15 protein-coding genes are annotated in these 17,791 nt (G+C 70.8%); 9 read left to right on the top strand and 6 right to left on the bottom strand.

The features are described 5' to 3' along the window. The first annotated feature begins 103 nt into the window (after positions 1-103). Positions 104-709, top strand: a complete 606-nt coding sequence (locus KYK13_RS21455; RefSeq protein ID WP_223632266.1) for a sigma-70 family RNA polymerase sigma factor — start codon at positions 104-106, stop codon at positions 707-709. A gap of 128 nt (positions 710-837) precedes the next feature. After that, positions 838-1,395, top strand: coding sequence for a hypothetical protein (locus KYK13_RS21450; protein WP_223632264.1), 558 nt, complete (start codon positions 838-840; stop codon positions 1,393-1,395). A 255-nt stretch (positions 1,396-1,650) separates the two neighbouring features. Here the strand turns inward: KYK13_RS21450 and KYK13_RS21445 are convergent, their stop codons facing one another. From KYK13_RS21445 to KYK13_RS21425, 5 genes are all read right to left on the bottom strand, one after another. Continuing rightward, complete coding sequence (locus KYK13_RS21445) at positions 1,651-2,877, bottom strand: FadR/GntR family transcriptional regulator (RefSeq protein WP_223632258.1); 1,227 nt, start codon at positions 2,875-2,877, stop codon at positions 1,651-1,653. A 907-nt stretch (positions 2,878-3,784) separates the two neighbouring features. Further along, positions 3,785-5,332 carry a cell wall metabolism sensor histidine kinase WalK gene (locus KYK13_RS21440; RefSeq protein ID WP_223632249.1) on the bottom strand — a complete coding sequence of 516 codons (1,548 nt, stop codon included), beginning with the start codon at positions 5,330-5,332 and terminating at the stop codon, positions 3,785-3,787. Further along, positions 5,329-6,003, bottom strand: coding sequence for a response regulator transcription factor (locus KYK13_RS21435; RefSeq protein ID WP_223632247.1), 675 nt, complete (start codon positions 6,001-6,003; stop codon positions 5,329-5,331). Before KYK13_RS21435 ends, KYK13_RS21440 begins: the two co-directional genes overlap by 4 nt. 62 nt (positions 6,004-6,065) lie before the next feature. Next, positions 6,066-7,085 carry a protocatechuate 3,4-dioxygenase gene (locus KYK13_RS21430; RefSeq protein WP_223632245.1) on the bottom strand — a complete coding sequence of 340 codons (1,020 nt, stop codon included), beginning with the start codon at positions 7,083-7,085 and terminating at the stop codon, positions 6,066-6,068. Between the two features lie 134 nt (positions 7,086-7,219). Continuing rightward, positions 7,220-7,579 (bottom strand): hypothetical protein, encoded by a 360-nt coding sequence (locus KYK13_RS21425; protein ID WP_223632243.1) that lies wholly within the window; start codon positions 7,577-7,579, stop codon positions 7,220-7,222. Positions 7,580-7,736: 157 nt separating this feature from the next. Here KYK13_RS21425 and KYK13_RS21420 point away from each other — a divergent pair, with 157 nt between their 5' ends. The 7 genes from KYK13_RS21420 to KYK13_RS21390 all read left to right on the top strand — a co-directional run bounded on the left by KYK13_RS21420 (position 7,737) and on the right by KYK13_RS21390 (position 17,212). After that, the gene (locus tag KYK13_RS21420; protein WP_223632241.1) at positions 7,737-8,798 is read left to right on the top strand and encodes an alpha/beta hydrolase; all 1,062 of its coding nucleotides are present in this window, start codon (positions 7,737-7,739) and stop codon (positions 8,796-8,798) included. A gap of 13 nt (positions 8,799-8,811) precedes the next feature. Continuing rightward, positions 8,812-9,753 (top strand): acetoacetate decarboxylase family protein, encoded by a 942-nt coding sequence (locus KYK13_RS21415; RefSeq protein WP_223632239.1) that lies wholly within the window; start codon positions 8,812-8,814, stop codon positions 9,751-9,753. Positions 9,754-9,817: 64 nt separating this feature from the next. Beyond that, complete coding sequence (locus KYK13_RS21410; protein ID WP_223632237.1) at positions 9,818-11,938, top strand: patatin-like phospholipase family protein; 2,121 nt, start codon at positions 9,818-9,820, stop codon at positions 11,936-11,938. Next, entirely contained in the window at positions 11,922-13,697 is a 1,776-nt protein-coding gene (locus KYK13_RS21405; protein WP_223632235.1) for a GMC oxidoreductase, read from the top strand. Before KYK13_RS21410 ends, KYK13_RS21405 begins: the two co-directional genes overlap by 17 nt. Continuing rightward, positions 13,673-15,487: a hypothetical protein gene (locus KYK13_RS21400; RefSeq protein ID WP_223632233.1), complete on the top strand. Its 1,815-nt coding sequence runs from the start codon at positions 13,673-13,675 to the stop codon at positions 15,485-15,487. Before KYK13_RS21405 ends, KYK13_RS21400 begins: the two co-directional genes overlap by 25 nt. Positions 15,488-15,539: 52 nt before the next feature. Continuing rightward, complete coding sequence (locus KYK13_RS21395) at positions 15,540-16,220, top strand: hypothetical protein (RefSeq protein ID WP_223632231.1); 681 nt, start codon at positions 15,540-15,542, stop codon at positions 16,218-16,220. A 26-nt stretch (positions 16,221-16,246) separates the two neighbouring features. Next, entirely contained in the window at positions 16,247-17,212 is a 966-nt protein-coding gene (locus KYK13_RS21390) for a hypothetical protein (protein WP_223632229.1), read from the top strand. Positions 17,213-17,228: 16 nt separating this feature from the next. Here KYK13_RS21390 and KYK13_RS21385 read toward each other — a convergent pair whose 3' ends face one another. Continuing rightward, on the bottom strand, positions 17,229-17,699 hold the full coding sequence (locus KYK13_RS21385; protein ID WP_223632227.1) for a hypothetical protein: 471 nt from the start codon (positions 17,697-17,699) through the stop codon (positions 17,229-17,231). Positions 17,700-17,791: the final 92 nt, after the last annotated feature.

The following is a 17,791-nucleotide window of genomic DNA, read 5'->3' as shown; positions in this document are numbered from 1 at the left end:
TTAGGAACGGAGGGAGCGGTCGCCCACCCCGAGGGGCTGGGTGGACGGGCTCCGATAGTTGAAGCTGGGATCCGCCCCTCCGGTTGCGGTATCCGGGACGAACATGGCGCCCAACGACTCCGCTGCTCAGCAAGCGAGTGACCTGTCGGCCGACCGCGACCTGCTGAGGCAGGTGGCGCTCGGCAGCGCGGCGGCCATGAGGGACGTCTACGCGCGCTGCTCCGCGAGGGTGTTCGCCATCGCGGTGCGGCTGTTGCCCACGCGGGCGGACGCGGAGGAGGTCCTGCAGGAGGCCTTCCTGGAGGTCTGGCGCCGGGCGCGCGAGTTCGACCCGCTGCGGGGCGGGTTGGAGACGTGGGTGACGACCATCGCGCGGACGCGGGCGATTGATCGGCTGCGTTCGTTGGGCACGGTGTCGCGGATGGTGGATGGGGTGGCCCAGCAGCCGCCGCCGGTGAGTGCGACGCCACTGTCGCCGGACGACTCCGCGGCTGCGGCGCAGGAACAGTCGCGGGTGCGCGTGGCGCTGGCGCGGCTGCCGCCGGAGCAGCGCGAGGTGGTGCTGCTCGCGTACTTCGACGGGCTGTCCCAGAGTGAGATTGCGCGGAAGACGGGCCAGCCGCTGGGCACGGTGAAGACGCGCGCGCGGCTGGCGTTGGAGAAGCTGGCGGTGCTGTTGGAGGCACGGGCGGAGAGCGCTTCCGGCTGAGTGCCGGACAGCGGCCCTGGTCCGCGGGGACGGGCGGTGGGGCAGGCCCCGCCCGTGTCCTCCTTGCCGTCACTGGGAGCGGCCCCACACCTTGCGACTGTTTGGTGAACCCGAGGCAGGGGGTGGACATGCGCAAGATGCGGCAAACGGGGACGGCGTTGATGAACGCGCGGGAGATGCGGTTGGTGCTGGCGAGTGCACCGCGCAACCTGATGGAGCTGTCCCGGCGAGAGCTGATCGGGATGGTGAGGGGCGCGCGAGGCCTGGTGACCCGGTACGAGAAGCTGACGCACAAACTGCGCCGTGAGGCCCGGCGCGTCCCCATGGGGAACCGCGTGATGGGCGGGCGCATGGACACGCGGCGCAAGGCCGCGCTGTTCCGCACGGCCCTGTCGCGCTTCGAGGCACAGCTGCGCAGGATGGAGAAGGCACCGGCGCGCAAGGCGAGGCCCGCGATGCGCAAGCGCCCCGTGGCGAAGAAAGCGATGCGGCCCGCCGCCCGCGCGACGGCTCCCCGCAAGAAGACGGTGTCGGCGAAGAAGGCAATACGGCCCGCGGGCTATGCGCGCCGGGGATCAGTGAAGGCGCGAGCGCACAAGGCGCGGCGCATTCCGGCGATGAAGGCGCAGGCGCACCGGGCCTCCAAGGGGCGCACGCCGGCGCGCCGCCGGGCCGCGACGCGGTAGCGAGCCTCAGGAGAGGGGAGCCGGGTCGCGTCCAGCTCGTGGCTCGGTGAAGGGAGGGGAGCTGGACCGTGTCCGCCCCACTTCGGGGCGGACACGGTGGGGCTCCGAGCTGAGTCCACCGCGTGAAGGCCGCTGGCCGTTGAAAGCGAAAGCACCGTACGGACAGAAGCGTCGCGGAAGGCAATTGGCGCAGGCACTCGAGCACGGCGCGGTGCGCGAGCCTTCAGGAAATCAGGCTCGGAGGGCCCTCGCCGGTCACGAAGACGCTGGTGGCTCTGAGCAATAGGCCATGGAAGCGCCAGCCGCGGTGAGCCCGTCGCCGAGGTGGCGAGGGGATTCCAGGTGCCCGGGACGCGTCCCATCGTCCATCTGAGCGCCTTCGCGGGAATGTTCAAGGAGGCCGCCGGGTGACGAGGGGGCTTTCGGGTCTTCCATCGCAGAAGGCTCGCTTCCCTCTATCGGCTGAACCATCAGCGCCGCGTCTTTGATGGGCACGAGGCAGCCATGGCCGCCGTCCTCCCCAGTGTCAGGGCGCGACTCCAACGCCTCATCGGGGCCGGTGATTTGCACAGGGTGGCCGAGGCCACGCTCATTCACGCAGGGGCATGCCTCCGTCGGCACATCTGGCTTGGGAATGGGCCCAAGCTGGCCAGCGACTTCCGTCGCCGCGCCCGGGCCTGACTCCTGCAAACCGCAAGGCTCGATGACTGTCGGGGGATTTCGCTGAGGGGGCTCTTGGACAGGTGGAGCCTCGGCGGTGAAAGGTTTCGGGACGCTGGGGGCGAAGGCGTTCAGCAAGCGCTCGTCGTAAGCCCTCATCAGCGTTGGCAGGTTCTGCTGGAGTGCCTGCGTGTCGCGCTCCCTCAGGGCATCCGACGCGCAAATGACCCACTCGCGCAGCGCCTCACCTCCCATGAAGGGCAGCAGTCGGGCCGCACCTCCCAGGAAGGCCCGATGCAGGGATTGAACGAGGAGCACATGCCCGGGCCGCTCCGCCACCCGGGCCGCCAGCCGAAGCAGCTCGAACTCTACCTGGGCGCAGCGTTCTCCCAATTCCCACTTCGCTATGTCCCAAAGCCTGAAGCAGAGGCTGCCCAGCGCGTCCAGGTCCCGCTCGGAGGCCTTCGCGCAGCAGTCGACCAGCAGCTCTATCAGCACCTGTCGCCGGAGGCTGAAGTAGCCGTCCAGGAGCCAGCGGGCCTCAGACGAGCGCGCGTCATGCAGCGCCAGCCCCAGGTTCTCCAGCGTCAGCGACTCATCCAGTGCCACCGCGCGCGTCTTGCGACCGGGGCGCTGCACCACCAGGCCCCGCGCCGCCAGCCGCCGCAGCGCCTCGCGCATGGTGCCCCGACACACCTTCATGCGACGCGCCAGCTCCACCTCCGACGCGAACTGCCCGGACGGGTGGATTTGCCCCAGCGCGATTTGGCGCTCGAGCTCTGCTTCCACGTACGCCACGAGTCCACCCCGTCCCATCCCCATCTCCCTTCCTCGTCCCAGTATCGCCATCCAACCACAGGGGGCTGACATGGCTGGGGCGTGGCCCCGGGGCCCGGGTTGCGAAAACTTGTCCGACTGTCGGACAGGTTTTGAAACAACGCGCCCGGCGGGCGGGCCCTGCCGTCGACTCTGCCTTGCCACTGTCCCAGTCCAGCGTGCCGTGGCGGGCCACTGCCGAGATCCGAGAGGTTCGCGTCCTCGCGGAGAACTCCGGGGCTCGGAATTTGCTACCGGGCCTCTGGTGCTCTGCTTGGAGCGACTCCCCTGCGGAGACGCTGGTCGTGTTGCCAGCGGAGCCAGATGCTCACGGATAGGGGTGCTCACTGCTTTCGGAAGAGCAGGTTGCCGCCCCTGTCGAACGATTCGAGGCGTCGCGTCCGAACGCGAAGGTCCGGGTCATTCCCATGCACAACATCGGCATTGACCGGCTCCAGCTCGGGTAGTGGCTCGTGGCGAGGCTGGAGCTATTGAGCCTGGAGTCGTGGACTTCGTGGTGAGTTGGTCGCGCTGAGGTAGCCGACACGTCCAGCGGGTAGGCTCGTGCCGATGCGTACCTTGGAGCGCGGGCCGCCTTCCTTTCCGCAGGTCCTGACTCTCAGCCTTGCCCTACTTCGCGCGGTGGGCACCGCAGGTTCGCGCTGTCTGACCTGGCCATTCTGGGCACTCCGAACTTCGAGGAGAAGGACGTGGAGGGCTATTACAAGGCGTACGGCCTGCCTCCCGGCTTCGGGCGGAGATGGTGGCTGTGGGCGCCATGTGGACCCGAGTTCGTCCTGGCCCAGGACTGGGCCTCCTCGAACAGTGCCGACACATGCAGGGGGAGTTCGTCGAGCCTCCGGAACCGCTGCCTCCTCTTCCAACCCGTGGCCAGGGTCCCAGGTGCCGCCTGTCACTCGGGAGGGGACATCAGCGGGCCCGTGAAGGCAACCTCCAGGCCTCCGTATTCCGACGGGGCCAGGTTCATCTTCCAGCCGTGCAGCTCCACCACGTTGTGCACGATGTGCAGTCCCAGGCCCTGACCTTGCGGCTCCCTCGTGCGGGCCGAGTTGCCTCGGAAGCGGCGCTCCAGGATCCTCGATCGCTCCTCCTCGGAGATGCCTGGCCCGTCGTCGATGACCCTCAGCTGGAACGTCTGCTGGCGCGTCGTCGCCAGCACCACCGCCACGTGGCCGTCCTCGCGCCCGTAACGGATGCCGTTGAGCACCACGTTGCTCACCGCCTGCTCCAGCAGCGTCTCGTCACCCATCACCCAGGTGGGCGTCGCCGGCACTCCGCTCTCCAACGAGATGCGCTGCGGCCTCGCGATGGGCTGGTGCCGGCCCAGCACTCGCGAAACCAACGCGTTCAGGTCTACCGGCGCGTGCAGCACCTGCGGGGATCCTGCCTCCAGCCTCGCCGCCGCTCCCAGGCTGTGCACCAGCGAGGCCATGTAGTGGGCTTCGCTCATCGCGGACAGCATCAGGCCCGACTCCAGCGGCTGACCCGCGCTCATCCGCTGCTGCATCGCGGCCAGGTGCCCCTGCAACACTGTGAGCGGGGTCATCACGTCGTGCGTGGTGTTCGCCAGGAAGTCGCGCAGCGTCTGCTCGCGCGCCTGCTGCTGCGCCATCCGTGCTTGAATCTCCGCTCGCGCCTGCTGGAAGGCCCTGGCCAGCTCCGCGATCTCGTCGCTGCCAGTCACCGTCACCGGCTGCTCGTAGCCGCTGCCTGACGACGCGCGTACCTCCTCCGTCAGGCGGCGCAAGCGCTGCACTACCGGCCCCAGCGCCACCACCATCGCGGACAGGAGGAGCAGTGTGGGCACGCCCCAGACGTACAGCGGCGGCAGCCCCACCTCCGGTGACCCCGGAGGCTCCACGCGACGCGCGAGCACGTACTCGCACGGCCCTCCATCCCAGGGCATGCGCAACAGCAGGTCCTGCACCAGCGCGCCGTCCGTCTTCGAGTAGCGGCGCACCCCCACGCCGTCGTCCTGCACGCCCTTGCGCAGCTCTTCGTCCACCGTGGGGGCCTGCGGGTTTCGCGAAACGAACTGCCCGTCGAAGGGATAGAGGCTCAACGGCGGTAGGCGGCGTCCCATCGGGCCCCGGGCTCCCAGCCGGAAGGGGCCCTCGTCCCCGAGGCTCGGTCCTCCCCTCCCGGGGCCGTTTCCCGGCGGCTCGTTTGGCGCGACGGCTCCCGAAGGCGGGCCGCTGTTGCCCTCGGGCGGGCCCTCGCGCTCCCAGGGAGGACGCTGCGAGCGGGGGCGGACCATCCAGGTCTCGGGCGCGGCCTCGCAGCGCTCGCGTCCTCCGGACTGCATCTGCGACAGCGTGGAAGCGATGATGACTTCGTCCGTGGTGCGGCGGCGCACCGAGTGCTCCACCTGCACCAGCGCGAACACCGCGGGCACCGTCACCGCTACCGCCGTGAGTGCCAGCCGCAACCGCAGCTTCACGCAGCCTCCCCGGGCACCAGCCGGTAGCCCACGCCCCACACCGTCTCCACGCACTTCACCGGCCCCAGCTTGCGCCGGAGCCGCGACACGTGGACGTCCAGCGTGCGCTCGGTGCCCTCACGCTCCGGATCCAACACGTGCTCCACCAGCCACTGCCGCGTCACCGCCTCCTGCTGCCTGCGCGCCAGCGCCGCGAGCAGCTCGAACTCCACCCGCGTGAGCTCCACAGGCCGCCCCTGCACCTGCACCATGTGCCCCTGCAGGTCGATGCGCAGGGGCCCCACCTCCACCACCGCCTGCTCCTTCTGCAGCGTGGGGCGGCGCAGGCGCGCGCGCACGCGCTCGACCAGCTCCTCCGGCCAGAAGGGCTTGGTCATGTAGTCGTCCGCGCCCAGCTTCAGCGCCCGGACCTTGTCCAGCGTGTCATTGCGCGCGCTCAGGATGAGCACCGGGACCTCCGAGAAGGTCCTCAGCGCCTTGAGCATGTCCAGGCCATAGGTGCCCGGGAGCATCAGGTCCAACACCACGAGGCTCACGTCCGGCAGTTCGCCGGACACGAGCATCCGGCCCTCGCGCCACCACACGGGCTCGAAGCCCGCGCCGCGCAGGTGCCCGACAATCTGGGACCCGAGCTGGTCGTCATCCTCCACCAGCAGGATGCGGTCGCCCATGCGCCATGCCTCCCTTCGGGCACTCCACCCCGGAGGACTCCGGAGGGCCGTCTCACCCTAGTTCAGGGCATGCCGCTGTCGAAGCCCGGCGGCGGAGGCCCCATGCCGCCATCCCAGCCAGGTGGGGGACCCATGCCACCATCCCCGCCCGGCGGGGGACCACCAGGGCCACCGCCACCGCCGCTGCCGCCCGGCATGGCGCAGTTCGCGCTGCCCAGGGAGGAGCGGATGACCAGCGTCTTGGACGCCAGCATCGCGCCGTCCGACATGCGCTGCGTGGCGAAGAGGTAGTCGCCCACTGCGTCCCCGGAGACCACCGTGTCGTTCTGGTTGGTCGTGTCGCGCGCGCCGCGGGTGTTGTAGAGCGGCTGGTTGTTGACGATGTCGTCGCTCGTCGAGTCGTCAAAGAACAGCTGGGACGTGACGAACTCCTGGCCGTTCACCCGCACCGTGAAGTGGATGTGAATGGTGCGGCTGCTGTACCAACCGGGGAAGCACGTGTCGAAGTCCACGCGCCCGTTGGCGTCCGTGGTCTGCACGCCGCGGAACCACCGCGCCGCGCGGGCCGTCGCGTCACCGGACGTGCAGAAGTCGATCGCGTCCTCGCCGGAGTACAGGCCCTCCGGCCCCGCGTGCCAGATGTCCACCGTGGCGCCCGGGATGGGCTTGCACGCCTCGTCCACGACGAGGAAGGCCAGGCGCACCGGCAGGCCGTCATGACCCTCACTGATGTCCTTGCGGTCCACCGTGGTCGCGTAGCAGGGCCCCAGCGTGGCCTCACAGGTGAGATTGCACACCGTGCCCAGGCCGGACGCGAACGGATCCGGATACGCGGCGGCGGCTGTCATCGCCGCGGTGCCGCCCGTGGCCCAGAAGCCCGGGGCCGCCACGCCGGAGTCCGCGCCCGTGCCCGCATCGGTGTTGCTGTTCGTGTCGCCGCCCGTCGTGTCGTCGTCGCCACCGCAGGCGACCAGCAGCTTCGCCATGGGGGCCGCGGCCAGCGACAGGCCAATGCCGCGCAGGATGCTCCGGCGCGTGATGATCTTGGGGGAGAGGTCCTGATGAGGGGATTCGCACTTCATGCGGGGTTCCTCCGGGAACTCGGGAGCCAGGGGCGGCGGAGATGCCGCCCGCGGGGCCGTCCGGGGCTGACCGGACGGCGAACCGGGTTATCTCGGGAGAACCTTAAGCAATCCTTGCGCGGCAGGACCGCGACTCAGGAATAGCGCACGCGGAAGGCGGCGAGCAGTGGACCCGCGGCCCGTCCGTCCGCCGGGGACCTTGGTCCGCCCTCGGGAAGCTTCGCGCCCAGCTCTTCCAGCGCGGGCTTCATGGACTCGAAGGCGTGGAGCGCGTCCGCCGCGTTGTCGAAGAAGCGCGGATGCACCAGCCACCCGGAGATGCCGCAGGTGACGACGTGGAAGGAGCGCGAGTCATCTGCTTCATAGGTCAGTCGCAAGAGGCCGTGGAGGCCCTCGTCCCGCACGATGGTGCCACCCTGACCGCCCATGCCCCCAAGCGTCACGCCGCCCTCGTAGTCGCTCCAGCCCGTGTCCGCGTCCATGCCTTCACGCATAGCACTCCGCGGGCGGATGTGGGCGGAGTGACAGGGCAGCGCCGCGCCGTCGTCCGTGAGCCCTGTCAGCCGCGGCGAGCGGTGCCTCGGGCGGGATTGCGCGCCGGTTGTCGCCTCCCTCGCACCGCCCAACGTTTGCGGTGTGGGGGACGTCGTCATGCCCGCGGAAACCATCCATGCGACTCGCTACTCCGAGGAGATTGTTCCCTTCCTCGCGGGGGACGGGCGTGCGCTGCACCTGGTGCACCTGAGCGGCCTCGATAGGGCGGACAAGGGGCCGGTGGTGCTGGTGCACGGGGCTGGCGTGCGCGGGAACATCTTCCGCGCGCCGGTGCGCCAGACCGTGGTGGATGCGCTGATAGATGACGGCTACGACGTGTGGCTGGAGAACTGGCGCGCCAGCATGGACGTGGAGCCGGCCGAGTGGACGTTGGACCAGGCCGCCGTCCTGGATCACCCGCCCGCCATCCGCACCGTGCGGGAGAGGACGGGCGCGGACACGGTCAAGGCCATCATCCACTGCCAGGGCTCCACCAGCTTCACCATGGCCGCGGTGGCGGGGCTGCTGCCGGAGGTGGACCTCATCCTCAGCAACGCGGTGTCGCTGCACCCGGTGGTGCCCGCGACCGCGAAGCTGAAGTTGCACCATGCCGCGCCGCTGGTCTCGCACCTGACGCCGTACCTGGATCCGCAGTGGGCCTACGGCGGCCCCACGCGCACGGCCCGGATGCTGACGCGCGTGGTCCAGGCCACGCATCACGAGTGCGAGAACCTGGTCTGCCGCTGGACCAGCTTCACCTACGGCACGGGCTTCCCGGTGCTGTGGCGCCACGAGAACCTCAACGCCCAGACGCACGACTGGCTCCAGCACGAGTTCGGCCCGGTGCCCTTCAGCTTCTTCCGCCAGATGGACGCGTGCGTGCGCGCCGGCCGCCTCGTGCCGGTGGAGGGCATGCGCGCGCTGCCGGAGGACCTGGGCGTGCGCGAGCCCCAGACGGACGCGCGCTTCGTCTTGTTCGCGGGCGAGGAGAACCGCTGCTTCCTCGCGGAGAGCCAGCGCCGCAGCTTCGAACACCTGGAGCACTTCCACCCGGGCCGGCACGCGCTGCACGTCCTGCCGGGCTACGGCCACCTGGACGTCTTCATGGGCAAGCGCGCGTCGCAGGACGTGTTCCCCCTCATCCTCGAAGAGCTGGATCGCCCCCGGGCAACCCACTGACGAAAGGCCTGCCATGTTCCTCCCTCGACGGATCCAGCAACAGTCCGGCCGCTACTCGCGGGTGGATGACATCCCCTACGTGCTGCCGGTGGACTCGAAGGGGGCCCCGGCGATGTGGGCCGCCTTCACCGTGGACGCCCGCCGCGCGGCGAGCCTGCTACCCGGCAACGAGCTGCACCCGCTGCGCGTGTCGCGCGACCGGAGCGTGCTGCTCCTCTCCGTCATCGACTACCTGCGGACGGACATCGGCGCATACATCGAGTTCAGCATCGCGCTCGCGTGCACGCACGGCCGAAGGCTGGCGCCACCCCTGTTGCCGCTGCTGTTCCAGAAGCGCTACGGCGCGGGGCAGTACGTGGTGGACCTGCCGGTGAACACGGAGGTCTCCGTGAAGGGCGGCAAAGGCATCTGGGGCATGCCCAAGCACCTGGCCCGGCTGGACTTCCGCATGGAGGACGGCTCCGTGAGCAGCCGCTACGAAGAGGGCGGCCAACTGGCGGTGCGCTTGCGCATCGAGCGCCCGCGATTCGCGTGGCTGCCGCTGCGGATGGCGGCGGTGAACTACTGCGCCTTCCGGGGCATGCTGATGAAGTCCACCCTCTACTTCCGCGGCCGGTTCGCCTTCCGCGTGGGGCGGCGGGCGCGGGGAACGCTGGAGCTGGGAGACCACCCTCGCGTGCAGGCGCTGCGCGCCCTGGGCATCTCCCCGCGCCCGTTCTTCACCGGCTTCTTCCCGGCGTCCAGCGGCGTGCTGGATGACCACTTCGAGTCGTGGTTCCTCACCCAGCCCTCACCGCCTCTGGACACGTACCCGGAAGGACTCCGGAGCGTGGTGGACCTGGGGCAGGACCCGACGCCCATGCCGCCGCCGGAGTCGGTTGGGGCACCGCTGAAGGTGCTCCAGACCGAGGGGCCGCTGCCGGACGCGCATCCGAGCGGGGACGCGCGGCCATGACGCGCGGCGGCCTCCTGGGGCTGGCGAAGGCGTGCCTGCTGTTTCCGCGCCGCGAGGCCCACGCATGAGCCCGGCCGCGTCGCGATGGCTGGAGCACCAGGCGCGCTTCAAGGGGCGGCCCTGGCGCTGGTCGCTCGCGGTCGTCGGGTGGGTGACCGTCTTGCTCGGCGTGGCGCAGTTGTTCATCCCGGGGCCGGAGCTGCGCCTGCTGCACGCGAATGCGTCCGCCGCGCCCGTGCACTTCTTCCGCTTCATGGGCATGTTCCTGGTGCTGTTCGGCTGCATGCTCCTGCATGGCCTGCACGAGCCCCGCGAGAACCAGGCCGCCTTCCTGTGGTCCGGCCTCCAGAAGGTGGGGTCGTGCGTGCTGGTGCTCATCGCCGTGGCGCGCGGCCTGATGTCGCCGCTGGGGCTGAGCCTGGCCGCGTTCGACGCGGTGGCCGCCGTGCTGGCGCTGGGCTTCTACGCTTCGCTGCGCCAGCGCGAGCAGATCATCACCGTGCTCAAGCCCCGGGCGGAGGTGGCGCCTCCAGAGTTGGCCGGCCCCTCCGTCAACGCGCTGCGCGTGGCGGAGGCGGCCCGGGGCGAGGTGCTCCCTCCGAGGCCGCCGCCCGCCGTCAGTGCGAGCGCGCCCGGGCAGACGTCTCCGGTGGAGGCGCCACGGCGTTCACTGGTGCTGTCGGGCGGCGGCATTCGCGTCGCGTGGCAGGCGGGGGTGGTGCGCGCGCTGACGGACGCGCGGCTGTCCTTCGCCCATGTGGACGGCACGTCCGGCGGCATCATCACCCTGGCGATGTGGCTGTCCGGCCTGTCCCCCGCGCAGATGTGCGAGCGGTGGCGGACGCTGGACGTGAAGGACTTCGTGTCGCTGATGCCGCTGGATGAATGCTCGCGGCCCTGGGGGCTCGCGGCGGTGGGGGACGCGGACGGCGTCACCCAGCGCGTCTTCCCGCACCTGGGCGTGGACGTGGAGGCCATCCGCGCGAATCGCGAGCGTTCAGGCACCTTCAACGTCTGCGACTTCACCCGGAAGACGAACGAGGCCATTCCGCACACGGACGTGGACCGCGACCTGCTGGTGGCCGGCCTCTCCCCGCCGCTCATCCTGCCCCCGGTGGCGAGGGACGGGCACCTGTTCCTCGACTCGGTGTGGATCCAGGACGCCAACGTGATGGAGGCCGTCCGCCGGGGCGCGGACGAAATCTGGGTGGCCTGGTGCATTGGCAACACGCCCCGGTACCACCACGGCTTCTTCCGCCAGTACGTCCACATGATCGAGCTGAGCGCGAACGGCGCGCTCTTCGCCCAACTGGAGCAGGTGCGCGAGCTCAACGCGCGCATCCTCGCGGGCGAGCAGGTGCCGGGACACGCGCGGCCCATCACCGTGCACCTCATCAAGCCCGAGCACCCGCTGCCCCTGGACCCGGAGGTCTACGCGGGCCGCGTCACGGCCGCGACGCTCGTCGACCAGGGCTACTCGGACGCCTGCCGCTACCTCGCGGTGGCGGACGCCCAGGGCCTGCCCCTCACCCCGGAGATCACGCAGATGACCGAACCCGCCAACGACCTGAGCTTCCGCGAGACGATGGCCGGCCCGCTCGCGATGGGCGCCACCGACCCCGAGGCGGGCGCCCACGACGGGCGCTCCACGCCCTTCACCATGCACTGCACCATCACCATCGACGACATGGAGGCGTTCATCCGCGACGCGAACCACGCGGCCCGGCTGGTGGCGCACGTGCAGTACAAGCCGCTGGGCTTCGACATCCCCGTGCGCGAGGGGAGCTTCAACCTCTTCCGTGCCACGGATGACCCGCGCACGAAGATCATGACCTACGGCCTGCGCTTCCAGGCGCACGGCCAGGACTACTACCTGGACGGCACGAAGACGCTGCGCGACGACCCGGGGCCGGACCTGTGGCGCGACACCACGCGCCTCTACAGCTACCTGCACCAGGGCGTGGACGCGCGAGGCCCCGTCGTGGGCGCGGGCGTCCTGGTGCTGGGCATGCGGGAGCTGATCCGCCTGGTCTCCAGCATGCGCTCGTCGCGCGGAGGCGTGGAGGGCGCCGAGGTGATGGCCCGCTTCGGCCACCTGTTCCTGGGCGCGCTCTGGGACCTCTACGCCGCCGAGGCGCCGATCCACGAGCGAGGAGGGGAGGCCGCGCATGAGCACGACCGCTGACCACTTCGATGTCGTCATCGTGGGCTCGGGCTTCGGCGGTTCGGTGATGGCGTGGCGGCTGGCGGACGCGGGCCTGCGGGTGTGCGTACTGGAGCGGGGCAAGGCGTATCCGCCGGGCTCCTTCGCGCGCAGCCCGTACGCCATGCGCCACAACTTCTGGGACCCGAGCCAGGGCATGCTCGGCCTGTTCAACGTCTGGTCGTTCGAGGGGCTGGGCGGCGTGGTGTCCGCGGGGCTGGGCGGAGGGTCGCTCATCTACGCCAACGTGCTCCTGCGCAAGGACGAGAAGACCTTCATCCACGAGGACCTGTGCAACGGAGGCTACGAGGACTGGCCCGTCACCCGCGCCGACCTGGAGGTGCACTACGACGCCGTGGAGCGGATGATGGGCGCTCAGCGCTACCCGCTGGAGCACGCGCCCTATGCGTCCACCGCGAAGACGCTGGCCATGCGGATCGCGGCGGAGCGCCTGGGCCGCGCGGACGACTGGCAGCTGCCGCCGCTGGCCGTGACCTTCGGCAACCCCGGCGACGTGCCCGTCCCGGGCGAGCCCATCCGCGAGGAGCATCCCAACCTCCACGGCCGCACGCGCACCACCTGTCACCTCTGCGGGGAGTGCGACATCGGGTGCAACACGGGCAGCAAGAACACGCTCGATTACACGTACCTGTCCGCGGCGAAGCGCGCGGGAGCGGAGCTGCGCACGCTCGCGGAGGTGACCGAGTTCTGGCCCGCGGAGGGTGGCGGCTACGTGATGCGTTACCTGGACCACACGCAGACGCCGGAGGACGTGCCGCGCGAAGGGCCGAAGTCGATGCTTCCTCGCAGCACGGTGACCGGGGACCGGCTGGTGCTGGCGGCGGGCACGTTCGCAACGCCGTTCCTGCTCTTGAAGAACCGGCGGAGCTTCCCCGGGCTGAGCCGGCAGCTGGGCACGCGCTTCTGCGGCAACGGGGACCTGCTGGGCTTCATGCGCCAGTGCCACGACTCGAGCACCGGCCGGAAACTGCCGCGCATGCTGGACGGCGGGCACGGGCCGGTCATCACCAGCGCGCTGCACTTCCGGAGTCAGGAGGAGGGCGGCACGGGCCGTGGCTACTACATCGAGGACGCGGGCTACCCGGAGTTCGTCAACTGGCTCTACGAGGGCGCGCGCCAGGTGCCGCTGCTGGAGCGCGGCCTCAAGCTGACGTGGCGCCTCATCCGCGGGTGGACGGGACACGCGCACGACTCCGACGTGAGCGACGAGATCGCCGAGCTGTTTGGCGACTGCCTGGGCTCCGCGACGTCGCTGCCGCTGCTGGGCATGGGGCGCGACCTCCCCAATGGCCACATGCGGCTGACGGACGACGGGATGCTGGACATCGACTGGCGGATGCGCGGTTCGCGCGAGTACTTCAACGAGGTGCGCCAGTCGATGGCGGACATCGCTCGGACACTGGAGGGGCGGTTGATGCAGAACCCGCTCAGCTACTTGAGCCGGGTCATCACCGTGCACCCGCTGGGCGGCTGTCCCATGGGGCGCGGGCCGGACGAGGGCGTGGTGGACTCGACGGGTGAGGCCTTCGGGCACCCGGGGCTGTACGTGGCCGACGGCTCGATGATGCCCGGCCCCACCGGGCCCAATCCGAGCCTCACCATCGCGGCGCTCGCGGACCGCTTCGCGGACGCGCTCATTGCGTCGAACCGCCGGACGCAGCCAGGGCAGGCGTGGCGGGCGGTAGAGGAGGGGACATGGCCGTTCGCACCTCCGATGTGAGCCGCCTTCCCGGCCGCCGCGCCGAGCCCGCGCCGCGGCCGGAGACGCCCCCGGGCCGGAAGATGGTGTCCTGGTACGACCCCGCCGTGCTCGTGAAGTCGGGAGTGAAGGCGCTCCTGTCGGGGACGTTCGGCCAGCAGGCGGACCGGCGGCTCCTGGACGCAGTGGCCCGGCCCCAGCCGCTGGCGTTCGATTACTCGGTGGATGACGAGGGCCATCCGCGCGACGAGCTGTGGCTGGACTACGTGGCGGACCTGGGCGACGGCTGGGACTCCACCTACGCGGTGGCGTCCGCGGTGATGGCGCCGGAGCTGACGCTGGCGGATGCAGCCGGCGCGACGCACGTCACGCGGGGAGGGGACGTGCTCGTGTTCGGCGGAGACGAGGTGTACCCGACCGCGAGCGTGGGCGAGTACCAGGCTCGCACGGTGGTGCCTTACGAGGATGCGCTGAACAAGCGGCGCCACCGGCCGCACCTGTTCGCGGTGGCGGGCAACCATGACTGGTACGACGGGCTGGTGTCCTTCACGCGCCTGTTCTGCCAGGGGCGGCGCTCCAACGCCTGGCGCACGCAGCAGCAGCGCAGCTACTTCGCGCTGCGGCTGCCCCACGGCTGGTGGCTCCTGGGCACGGACATGCAGCTGGAGTCCGACCTGGACGCGCCGCAGGTGGAGTTCTTCCAGAAGGTGGCGGCGCGGATGCATCCCGCGGATCGCATCATCCTCTGCAACGCGGAGCCGGAGTGGGTGAAGCAGCAGGTGACGCCTCGTGCGGGCCGCGGCTTCCTGGACCACAACATCGACTTTTTGGAGCAGAAGGTGCTGGGCAAGAAGGTGAGCGTCTTCCTGGCGGGGGACCTGCACCACTACCGCCGGCACGAGAACGCGGACGGGCGGCAGAAGATCATCGCGGGTGGGGGAGGGGCGTTCCTGCATCCCACGCACCTGCCCAAGGTGGATCAGCGTCCGGGCGGCTTCGTGCAGAAGGCGAGCTACCCGTCCCAGCGGACGTCCCAGTGGATCACCTGGCGAAACCTGCTGTTCACCGCGATCAACCCGTGGTTCGGCGTGTTCATGGGAGGCGTCTACGCGCTGCTGGGCTGGGGCGTGGCCACGCATCTCAGCGTGGGGACGGTGGGAGCGCCCTCGTTCCGGGAGCTGATCAACGCGGCGTTGCAGAGCACGGGGTCGATGGTGCTGGGGGCCGGGGTTTTGATGGGCACGGTCGCGTTCGCGGACGGCCGGCGGGGGCCCGGCTGGAAGAAGGCCGCCGGCGTCGTGCATGGGCTGGCGCACCTGGCCGTGGCGCTGCTGCTCACCTGGGCTGTGTCCGCCATCGCGTCGCCGCTGGCGACGGAGCTTCAGTGGAGCCTGCGGAGGGATCTCCTCAGCGGCGTGCTGCTCGTCTGCGGCGGAGCGCTGGTGGGGCCCCTGGCGGTGGGCGTGTACCTGCTGCTGTCGCTCAACGTGTTCTCCTGTCACCCCAACGAAGCGTTCTCCTCGCTGTCGATTCCGGACTGGAAGAACTTCCTCCGGCTCCACTTCGATGCAGAGGGGCAGCTCACGGTGTACCCGGTGGGTTTCCGGCGGGTCCCCCGGAGGTGGAAGCGGGGGCGATCTCCCGAGGACCCGGTGTGGGTGCCAGATCCCGCGGACACGCGAGCGACGCCGCCGCGGCTCATCGAGTCGCCCATCGTCATCCGCCGGACGAAGGCGCTTCCGATGCTGGATGATGGCACCAGTCCGGCCCGACCCCCGGATGTGATGGTGGACGAACACCCACCTCGCTGAGCCGTTTGAGTGGCGCGGGCCAACGTCCTACGCTGCGTCGCATATGAAGGCGATGCTCCTCTCCCTGCTCTTCCTCGGCGCCGCGCCGTCCGGCCCCGCGCCGTCGTCCCTGCCCCCCGAAGCGATGGGGGCGCCCCCGCTCGTGGATACGTCCCCCACCGCGTGGTCGTGCACCATCGACACGCTGCGGGCGGGGAAGGAGTGCGTGTTCGAGGCGGAGGTGCCGCCGTCCAAGGGCTCGAACACGGAGCAGGAGTCCGCCAACGTCAAGCTGCTGAAGGACGCGTCTCGCGCCCTCTGCTCGGAGGCCGTCAGCAACGCGCGGGACGGCACGCCGGACCCCAAGCTCGTCGCCGTCTGCGAGCGCAAGTACTCGGACGTCGTGGGCCGCTGCGGCATCGACGGTAACGCGCCCGTGGTGGACGCCAAGGGCCGCTTCTCTCCCGCGGCCCGCGCCTGCTACCGCGCGCTGTCCTCCGTGCTCCAGGACGTGCAGCTGATGGCCTCCGTGGCCTCCACCTGCTGCGAGTGCGCCGCGCGCAGCCAATGCCCCGGCACCGGCGACAGCTGCTACTCCGCCGTGTCGCGGCAGCAGGCCGGGCCCACCACGCTCGCGTGCATGGACGACCGCTGCCACGACGCCTGCTCCATGATGCTGCCCCCGTCCGCGTCCATTCCGCGCCAGGCGCCGTCGCACTCGAGCCAGCAGCACGCCGACTCCGCCGCGCTGTAGCCGCCCCCTTCAAGGAGCCCCGCGCCATGACCCGACTTCCATTGCTGACCTTCCTGGGGGCGCTCGCCACCGGCTGCGGCGCCGCCCACTCCCACGTCGCGCTGGAGGACCGCGCCCTCACGGACGCGCCGCCTCCCCAGACGCCGCCTCCCGCGCCCCGTCGCGCCGCCGCCTCCGAGGAGCAGCCCCCGTCGCCGCATGACGCCCGCGCGTTCCTCGCCCGCTATCCCACGCCGGCCGCCTGCGAGGCCGCCGCCCGCAAGCTCCAGGCGACCTCCCGCGACGACGCGTGGCTGGCCCTGAAGACGTGCGCGGAGGCCCCTGGCTTCACCCAGCTGGGCGCGGTGCTGGGCAGCGCGTGGACGGAGGACCTGCGCGTGCGTCCGGACGCCGCCGACCTCATCGCCCGCGTGGTGGCCCAACGCGGTGGCAGCGTGGACGGCGAGCTGCGCCTGCTCCACGCGCGCAAGGTGCCCATCTTCTCACTCGCGTCCGCCATCGCCCAGCCGGACACCTACCGCGGCCGCTACGTGCTCCTGCGCGCGCAGGTGGCCGACCAGCGCTCGGACGGCGAGCGCCCCACGCTGTGGCTGGTGGAGCAGGGCCTGCAGTCCGTGGCCTCCCGCCGCGAGGTCGGCATCGCCTACAACACCGACGCCGTGACGGAGACCTCCGGCAACCTGGGCGGACAGACGGCGCTCACCGGCGAGGGCCGCGTGGGCGGCTCCATCTACACCCGCGAGAGCACCACCCGGTCCGCCTCCGAGCGCAACTACGACAACCTCTCCGATGAGACGGGCCGCGAGGCCCTGGGCCGGCTGGCCGCGCCGGATCCCTTCCTGGAGACCCGCCGTGACTACGTCATCCTCGCGCGCTTCGACGGCCTGCGCGTCACCTCCGGGATGACCAACGACGACGAGGACGAGGGGCCGAAGATCCCCGTGCTCACCATCGTCAGCTATCACCTGCCGCAGGCGCTCGCCGTCTACTGACGGGCCGCTCCGCCCGTCAGCGCTTCACCGGCGCCGCCGTCGCCGTCGCGGTTGGATCTCGCGACGGCGTGCCGGAGTAGATCTCCACGTCGGCGGCCACCCACGTCCCCAGCCGCTCGCCGTAGGTCGTGTGCACCAGCGCGCCCGGTCTCAGGTCGTCGCGGGCCACGCGCTTGCCGTCGCGCAGGATGCGCGTGGACGGCGCCACCACGAACGGGCGCTCCACGCCGTCGTCGTCGCGCACCGTGAAGCCCCGCGAGCCCGCGATCGTCACCGTGCCGTAGAAGTCCGGCGCGCTCTCGACCACCGCTTCGCCCGCGCTCCCGCTGCCGCCGGTGCCTTCGTCCGTCGGCACCCCCGTGGGCGCCTGGAACACCGCGAGCCGCGGCACCAGGCCGTTCTCCGCGACGGCCGCCCCGTCCCGCGACTTGCACGCGCCCAGCACGAGCCCCCCGACGAACAGCCACCTCCTCCACCCCTGGCCCATGGCACCCACCTCGCGAGCGTTGGTGCTCCCAAGATGGGGCGGAAACCCGGTCCGACAACCACCCCCCACGGGGAGGTCCCCCCCAGTGTCAC

Source organism: Corallococcus sp. EGB (genome assembly GCF_019968905.1).
GTDB lineage: Bacteria > Myxococcota > Myxococcia > Myxococcales > Myxococcaceae > Corallococcus.
This window is presented reverse-complemented; position numbering and strand designations above follow the sequence as displayed.